Raw genomic sequence first — 7,226 nt, 5'->3', positions numbered from 1 at the left:
ACTCGATGATGGGTTCCTTGTTCAGGTGCACCGTGCAGCCGCCGGCAGAGCGCTCTGCCGATGCATCGGACAGCTCGAACGCCTGTTCGACCTTCAGGTCGGGCAGGCCTTCAATTTCCAGGATGCGGCCGGAGAAGATGTTCTTCTTGCCTTGCTTGGCCACGGTCAGCAGACCGGCCTTGATGGCGTAGAGCGGAATGGCGTTGACGAGATCACGCAGGGTTATGCCGGCCTGCATTTCGCCCTTGAAACGCACCAGCACCGACTCGGGCATGTCCAGCGGCATCACGCCGGTGGCGGCGCCGAAGGCCACCAGGCCGGAACCGGCCGGGAAGCTGATGCCGATGGGAAAGCGCGTGTGGCTGTCGCCGCCGGTGCCGACGGTGTCAGGCAGCAGCATGCGGTTGAGCCAGCTGTGGATGATGCCGTCGCCCGGACGCAGCGGGATGCCGCCGCGGTCGCTCATGAAGTCGGGCAGCTCATGGTGCATCTTCACGTCAACGGGCTTGGGGTAAGCCGCGGTGTGGCAGAAGGACTGCATAACCAGGTCGGCGGAAAAGCCCAGGCAGGCCAGGTCTTTCAGCTCGTCACGGGTCATCGGGCCCGTGGTGTCTTGCGAACCCACGGACGTCATCTTGGGCTCGCAGTAGGTGCCGGGGCGCACGCCCTTGCCTTCAGGCAGGCCGACCGCACGGCCGACCATCTTCTGCGCGAGGGTGAAACCACGGCCATTGTCGGCCGGGTCTTGCGGCAGGCGGAACTGGGTGGACAGCGGCAGGCCCAGCGCGAAGCGGGCCTTGGCGGTGAGGCCGCGGCCGACGATCAGCGGAATGCGGCCGCCGGCGCGGACTTCGTCAAACAGCACATCGCTCTTGAGCTTGAACTCGGCAATCACCTTGCCGTCTTTGAGCGCCTTGCCGTCGTAGGGTCGCAGTTCGATCACGTCGCCCATTGCCATCTGGCCCACGTCGAGTTCGATCGGCAGCGCGCCGGAGTCTTCCATGGTGTTGTAGAAAATCGGGGCGATCTTGCCGCCCAGGCAGACGCCGCCGAAGCGTTTGTTGGGCACGTAAGGGATGTCCTGGCCAGTCCACCACAGCACGGAGTTGGTCGCCGATTTGCGCGAGGAGCCGGTGCCGACCACATCGCCGACGTAGGCCACCAGGTTACCTTTGGTTTTGAGCTCTTCAATGAACTTGACCGGGCCGCGCTTGCCGTCTTCTTCGGGTGTGACACCGGGGCGCGCGTTCTTGTGCATGGCCAGCGCATGCAGCGGGATGTCGGGGCGGCTCCACGCGTCGGGCGCGGGCGACAGGTCATCGGTGTTGATTTCACCGGCCACCTTGAAGATGGTGAGCATGATGGACTCGGGCACTTCAGGCTTGCTGGTGAACCATTCGGCATCCGCCCAGCTTTGCAGGACGGCCTTGGCGTATTTGTTGCCCTTGGTGGCTTTTTCCTGCACGTCATGAAACTGGTCGAACATCAGCAGGGTGTGCTTGAGGCCGTTGGCGGCCTGCGTGGCCACGCTGTCTTCGGCGTCGTCCAGCAACTCGATCATCGGGCTGATGTTGTAGCCGCCCAGCATGGTGCCCAGCAGCTGCGTGGCTTTTTCGCGCGAAATCAGCGTGCACTTTTCGGTGCCGTGCGCCACTGCCGCGAGGTAGCTTGCCTTGACCTTGGCAGCATCGTCAACGCCGGCGGGCACGCGGTGGGTGATCAGCTCAACCAGAAAGGCATCTTCGCCCTTGGGCGGGTTCTTCAGCAGCTCGATCACTTCACCGGTCTGCTTGGCCGACAGCGGCAAGGGTGGAATGCCCGCCACGGCGCGCTCGGCGACGTGGTTGCGGTAGGTTTGCAGAAACTCGGATGACATGTTGGCTCTCCTGTGCGAATCGTGGTGGGAAAATCTTGGGTTTTATGAGGGATGGCAAAAACTGCGCCTGATCGTTGCGGGCGCCGCTTTTGCCCGCGGGTTCTTACTTGGTGGCTGATGCCGGCGAGGCCGGTGCAACGGCTGCAGCGGCGGCTGCCTTGGCCGATGGCAATGGCTCCAGGATGCTGACGGGCGGGTTCTTCTTCATCTCGTCGGCAAATGTCAGCTGGGCTGGGCTCTGGCATTCATCAGCGAGGCGCTGGCCAATTTTCTGGCTCATCAGCATGGACTTGTTGCCCAGCTGCAGCCACATGGCGCCGGCGCGCGGGTCTTCCAGCCGAATCGCGCCGGTACGGCTTTCCACCGGGTGCATGCTGAAGCGCGTCTTGGCGACCTGCACCAGGAAAAATCCGGGACGCTTTTCATTGGGCGTGATGGTCACCGAAGCGCCGAGTTCACAAGGAATATTGCCTACGTAAACGCGTTTGGCAACTTCCAGGTCTTCGGGCGACAGGGTGATTCTGGTGTCGTCGTCAATCGGTGTCACTTCTTCGACTGCCTTCAGCGCCGAGCGCCGAACCGCCTTCTTGCTTTGGGTTGCAGGTTTTGCCGCATCTTTGGCTGCGGGTTTAGCTGCCGGTTTTGCGGCGGGTTTTGCGGCCGGCTTGGCAGCGACTGCAGGTGCGGCAGGTGCAGCGGTCTGAGCCAACACAAGAACAGGTGCAGCAAGCATCAGCGCGGCAGTGACAAATGATTTCATGGGGTTCCTTGGAAAAAAACGGGATAAAAATGGATGAATCGGCAATGGCAGGATGGCAAGGTAAAGGTCACGCCGGTATGGCCTCAAAAAAGACCTTCGCCTCGACCGGCAGCGCGCGCCCGGTCTGGTGCGCACGCTCCAGCACCTGCCAGAAGTAGCGGTAGCTCGCGCGGTCATGCAGCTTGCCTTCAAAACTGATGGGAGCCCAGTCTGAACGAGCGGCAGCTGCTATTATTTTTGTAGCACTTTCGATCTCGCCCTCGTTGGGCGAAAAAGCGGCCAGGATGGGCCTGATCTGGTTGGGGTGAATGCTCCACATGCGGCTGTAACCCAGCTCACGGGCGGCATAGCGAGCAGCGGAAGTGATGGCCTCGATGTCGTTGAACTCCGTGACGACGCAATGCGCTGGCACTTTGCCATGGGCATGGCAGGCCGAAGCGATTTCGAGCTTGGCACGCACGACCAGCGGATGCCTGAACTGGCCGCCGCTGGACATGCCGTCCGCCGGAATCGCGCCACCGTGCGCGGACACAAAATCCATCAGGCCGAAACTTAGCGATTGCACGCGTGGATGCGCCGCAATGTCAAAAGCATTTCGCACTGCAAGTGGAGACTCGATCAACACGTGCAGCGGCAGCGCGCCGGCGGACGCCGCGAGCAGCGCCTGCTCGGCCTTGATCACGTCAGCGACGGACTCCACCTTGGGAATCATGATGTGCGAGAGATGGCGGGACAGTTTTCCGGCAATGACCGCCATGTCGGCGTCAAAGGCCGGATGGTCCACGGCGTGAATGCGCACCGCCACGCGGGCCCTGTCGCCGGCCAGTGCTGCCAGCGCCACCACCATCGCGGCATGGTCGGCCTCGCCGCCCACCGGTGCGCCGTCTTCACAGTCGAGCGTCACGTCGAACACGCAGGCGCCGAACTCTTCGATCATCTCGGCCTGCAGTTGCAGGCTTTTGCGCATGCGCACCTCCACGCCGCTGTAGTGATCGCACACCGGCAACGCCCTGCCGCCCGCTTGTGCGCCCAGAAGCACTTGGCGCGGGCTCATTGAAGGGCACCCATCAACAAGCCCCGCAGCGCCAGCCACTCCTGAGCCGGGCGCGAGCGCCCGGCCTCATGGCGACTGTTGAGTGCGGGATTCCAGTCGCTCATGAATGAGGGCGGCGGTGTGCGGGCAAGGTGCGGGGCGGCCTCGTGATGGATTACAGGAGGTGCTTGACGCCGTCCTGCTCACCCTTGAGTTCGTCGAGGGTCTTGGTGATGCGTTCCTGGCTGAATGCATCGATCTCGAGACCTTCGACGAGCTTGTATTCGCCGTTTTCGCAGGTCACGGGGAAACCGAACATGGTGTCTTTCGGAATGCCGTACTGGCCGTCCGAAGGGATGCCCATGGTGACCCACTTGCCGTTGGTGCCCAGAGCCCAGTCGCGCATGTGGTCGATGGCGGCGTTGGCAGCCGAAGCAGCCGACGACAGGCCGCGCGCTTCAATGATGGCGGCGCCGCGCTTGCCGACGGTGGGCAGGAAGGTGTTGGCGTTCCATTCCTGGTCGTTGATCATCTTGGCGACGCTTTCGCCCTTGATGGTGGCAAAACGGTAGTCGGCATACATCGTGGGCGAGTGGTTGCCCCAGACGGTGAGTTTTTCAATGTCGGCGACAGGCTTGCCGGTCTTGACAGCAATCTGGCTGGCGGCACGGTTGTGGTCCAGGCGCAGCATGGCGGTGAAGTTTTTGCGTGGCAGGTCAGGGGCGCTCTTCATCGCGATGTAGGCGTTGGTGTTGGCGGGGTTGCCGACCACCAGCACCTTGACGTTGCGGCTGGCCACAGCATTGAGTGCCTTGCCTTGCGCCGTGAAGATGGCGCCGTTGACAGCCAGCAGCTCGGCACGTTCCATGCCGGGGCCGCGTGGACGCGAACCGACCAGCAGCGCGTAGTCGGCATCCTTGAAGGCCGTCATCGGGTCGCTGTGGGCTTCCATGCCCACCAGCAGCGGGAAAGCGCAGTCGTCAAGTTCCATCATCACGCCCTTGAGCGCTTTTTGCGGGCCTTCCACCGGCACTTCAAGCAGCTGAAGAATGACGGGCTGGTCCTTGCCGAGCATTTCGCCGGAAGCGATGCGGAACAGCAATGCGTAACCGATTTGGCCTGCTGCACCGGTGACTGCAACGCGGACGGGTTTTTTGCTCATGATGGAAGGCTCCAGGAAGTTGAAATTCGATTAAATGAGGGAGGGGTGTGAGATGTCTGGCGTGACTTCCGCAATACTTCTGAGGTTCTGAGGCGACTCAGAGGCGACTGGAATGGGTCTTCTGCTTTAGCGCTTCCCCATCAAAATCACCGTAAAACGGCAGGCCATGCATCGGCTCAGCCCAAGATTTTACGCTTGAAAAGTGACAGGCGTCAATTTGTCTTATGTCTTATATAAGATATGATATCTGCAGCCAGAATCCGACCCCATGACCGCTACCCCCGCCTTATCCGCTGATGACTTTGCAGGTGCCACGCCGGCGTTCAGTCCGCTGTATCAGCAGATCAAGGGGCTGATCCTGCAGAGCCTGCAGTCTGGCGAGTGGAAGCCGGGTGAATCCATTCCTTCCGAGATGGACCTGGCAGCGCGTTACCGCGTGAGCCAGGGCACGGTGCGCAAGGCCATCGACGAGCTGGCCACCGAGCACCTCGTGGTGCGCCGCCAGGGCAAAGGCACCTTTGTTGCCACCCACGCCGAACAACATGTCCAGTTCCGTTTCCTCAAACTGGTTCCCGACAGCGGCACGCCCGGCAGCGAAGGCCCGGCCCAGCGCGACATCATCGACTGCCGGCGCGTGCGCGCCAACGCCGAGATTGCCCGCATCCTGGCATTGCGCACCGGGGACGCCGTGCTGCAGGCCCGCCGCGTGCTGAGCTTTTCCGGCACGCCCACCATTCTTGAAGACATCTGGCTTCCCGCCGCGCCCTTCAAGGGCCTGACGGCGGAGCGGCTGGCCGACTACCACGGCCCCATGTATGCCCTGTTTGAGACTGAATTCAATGTGCGGATGGTTCGTGCTGAAGAGAAAATACGCGCCGAGGCCGCTACTGACGGGCGGGAGCTGCTATTAAAAGTAGAGCGCGGCGCACCTCTTTTAAGTGTGGAGCGCATTGCCTACACCTACAACGACGCGCCCATGGAGCTGCGCCGCGGCTACTACCGCACCGACACACATCATTACCACAACACCTTGAACTGACAGCGGCCATCGCTCGAGACAACGACGCACAAGCCGCAGCCAGACAGCCGCCCGAAGTCCCGAAGTGCCCGCCAAACGACCTTCGGCAGCAGCATTCACAGCACGCGAATGACGATGAACGACCTTCAAGGCATGACACCGGAAAAGCGCCAACAAGAGCCTGCGTGGCTCAAGGTGATGCCGTTCACGTCAAGCAATTTTGTAATCGTCAAGTCAGTTACGAGCACTATCGCGCAGCAATGGCGAACGGTTGCGCGCGCAAACGCGCTTTTCCCGACAAAAATTTCCGGCCATCACCCGGCGCAGCCAGGATTGTTGCTGCATTGCAATAGAATTTCGGGTTGAGCCGCTTTGGCAGTTACAAAGCCGTTACTCAAAAACACAGAAAGCCAAGTATGTCCGAATCAGCGACAACCGTAGCGAAGAAGCGGCCCGAGTTCCGCAACATCAACGCACTGACCGACCTCCCCTCTTACCGCTTGCCCGCCGCCGGCATCGTCTCCATCCTCCATCGCATCAGCGGGTTCATCATGTTTTTGCTGATGCCCTTCATCATCTGGATGTTCGACAAATCGATCTCTTCGGAAATCTCGTTCGAGAAATTCAAGGCTGCTTTCAATATCGGCATGCTGGGCCTGCCCGGCGTCATCTGGAAGCTGGTAGCGCTGGCCCTTATTTGGGCCTATCTGCATCACTTCATCGCCGGCCTTCGCCACCTCTGGATGGACACCAGCCACGAGGCAGTGAGCAAGGAGTTCGGCAAGATCTCCGCTCTTGTCACGCTGGTCGTGAGCATTGGCCTCGCGTTCATCCTGGCCCTCAAGCTCTTCGGCGCGTACTAAATCAAAGGAGCACAAAAAAATGGCAGTTAATTACGGCTCCAAACGCCTCGTTGTCGGCGCCCATTACGGTTTGCGTGACTGGCTTGCGCAGCGCATCACGGCCGCCCTTATGGCTCTTTTCACGATTATTGTGCTGGCACAGGTGATCGTCAGCAAGGGCCCCATGGGCTACGACAAATGGTCCGGCATTTTCTCGTCCCAGTGGATGAAAACGCTGACCTTTGTGGTCATCATTGCCCTGCTCTACCACGTGTGGGTCGGCATGCGCGACATCTGGATGGACTACATCAAGCCGGTTTGGCTCAAGCTGGTCCTGAATGTCTTCACGATGGTCTGGCTGTTGGGTTGTGCCGGTTGGGCCATCCAGGTTTTGTGGCGCCTCTGATCAAGACTGATCGATATCGCCCGCAATACAACCTATACCCCACATAAAAATCATGACCGCAACCTCCAAACTCCCCAAGCGCAAATTTGACGTCGTCATCGTCGGTGCCGGCGGCTCCGGCATGCGCGC

General features: G+C 60.9%; 8 protein-coding genes. 4 read left to right on the top strand and 4 right to left on the bottom strand.

Going from position 1 to position 7,226, the window contains the following annotated elements; translation table 11 throughout:
* From ABI546_RS02035 to ABI546_RS02020, 4 genes are all read right to left on the bottom strand, one after another.
* Positions 1-1,876 (bottom strand): bifunctional aconitate hydratase 2/2-methylisocitrate dehydratase (locus ABI546_RS02035; RefSeq protein WP_348043603.1); only part of this gene is annotated, 1,876 nt, incomplete at its 3' end.
* Positions 1,877-1,979: 103 nt separating this feature from the next.
* Positions 1,980-2,636: a hypothetical protein gene (locus ABI546_RS02030; RefSeq protein WP_348043601.1), complete on the bottom strand. Its 657-nt coding sequence runs from the start codon at positions 2,634-2,636 to the stop codon at positions 1,980-1,982.
* 67 nt (positions 2,637-2,703) lie between these two features.
* The gene (locus tag ABI546_RS02025) at positions 2,704-3,690 is read right to left on the bottom strand and encodes an aldolase/citrate lyase family protein (protein WP_348043599.1); all 987 of its coding nucleotides are present in this window, start codon (positions 3,688-3,690) and stop codon (positions 2,704-2,706) included.
* A 154-nt stretch (positions 3,691-3,844) separates the two neighbouring features.
* Positions 3,845-4,831, bottom strand: a complete 987-nt coding sequence (locus ABI546_RS02020; protein ID WP_348043597.1) for a malate dehydrogenase — start codon at positions 4,829-4,831, stop codon at positions 3,845-3,847.
* Positions 4,832-5,099: 268 nt separating this feature from the next.
* On the opposite strand from ABI546_RS02020, the gene ABI546_RS02015 reads away from it, so the two are divergent.
* The 4 genes from ABI546_RS02015 (at position 5,100) to sdhD (ending at position 7,097) form a co-directional block, all read left to right on the top strand.
* Entirely contained in the window at positions 5,100-5,870 is a 771-nt protein-coding gene (locus ABI546_RS02015; protein ID WP_348043595.1) for a GntR family transcriptional regulator, read from the top strand.
* 108 nt (positions 5,871-5,978) lie between these two features.
* Positions 5,979-6,215, top strand: a complete 237-nt coding sequence (locus ABI546_RS02010) for a hypothetical protein (protein ID WP_348043593.1) — start codon at positions 5,979-5,981, stop codon at positions 6,213-6,215.
* Between the two features lie 50 nt (positions 6,216-6,265).
* Positions 6,266-6,712, top strand: coding sequence for a succinate dehydrogenase, cytochrome b556 subunit (gene sdhC / locus ABI546_RS02005; RefSeq protein WP_348043591.1), 447 nt, complete (start codon positions 6,266-6,268; stop codon positions 6,710-6,712).
* Between the two features lie 19 nt (positions 6,713-6,731).
* Positions 6,732-7,097, top strand: a complete 366-nt coding sequence (gene sdhD, locus ABI546_RS02000; RefSeq protein WP_348043589.1) for a succinate dehydrogenase, hydrophobic membrane anchor protein — start codon at positions 6,732-6,734, stop codon at positions 7,095-7,097.
* The last annotated feature ends 129 nt before the right edge of the window (positions 7,098-7,226 follow it).

Source organism: Polaromonas sp. (assembly GCF_039932935.1).
In the GTDB taxonomy this organism is placed as follows: Bacteria; Pseudomonadota; Gammaproteobacteria; order Burkholderiales; family Burkholderiaceae_C; genus Polaromonas.
This window is presented reverse-complemented; position numbering and strand designations above follow the sequence as displayed.

Excerpts from the sequence above, each read along its gene's own strand:
- ABI546_RS02030 (WP_348043601.1), bottom strand. The coding sequence starts at position 2,636 with ATGAAATCATTTGTCACTGCCGCGCTGATGCTTGCTGCACCTGTTCTT.
- ABI546_RS02025 (WP_348043599.1), bottom strand. The coding sequence starts at position 3,690 with ATGAGCCCGCGCCAAGTGCTTCTGGGCGCACAAGCGGGCGGCAGGGCG.
- ABI546_RS02020 (WP_348043597.1), bottom strand. The coding sequence starts at position 4,831 with ATGAGCAAAAAACCCGTCCGCGTTGCAGTCACCGGTGCAGCAGGCCAA.
- ABI546_RS02015 (WP_348043595.1), top strand. The coding sequence starts at position 5,100 with ATGACCGCTACCCCCGCCTTATCCGCTGATGACTTTGCAGGTGCCACG.
- ABI546_RS02010 (WP_348043593.1), top strand. The coding sequence starts at position 5,979 with ATGACGATGAACGACCTTCAAGGCATGACACCGGAAAAGCGCCAACAA.
- sdhC (WP_348043591.1), top strand. The coding sequence starts at position 6,266 with ATGTCCGAATCAGCGACAACCGTAGCGAAGAAGCGGCCCGAGTTCCGC.
- sdhD (WP_348043589.1), top strand. The coding sequence starts at position 6,732 with ATGGCAGTTAATTACGGCTCCAAACGCCTCGTTGTCGGCGCCCATTAC.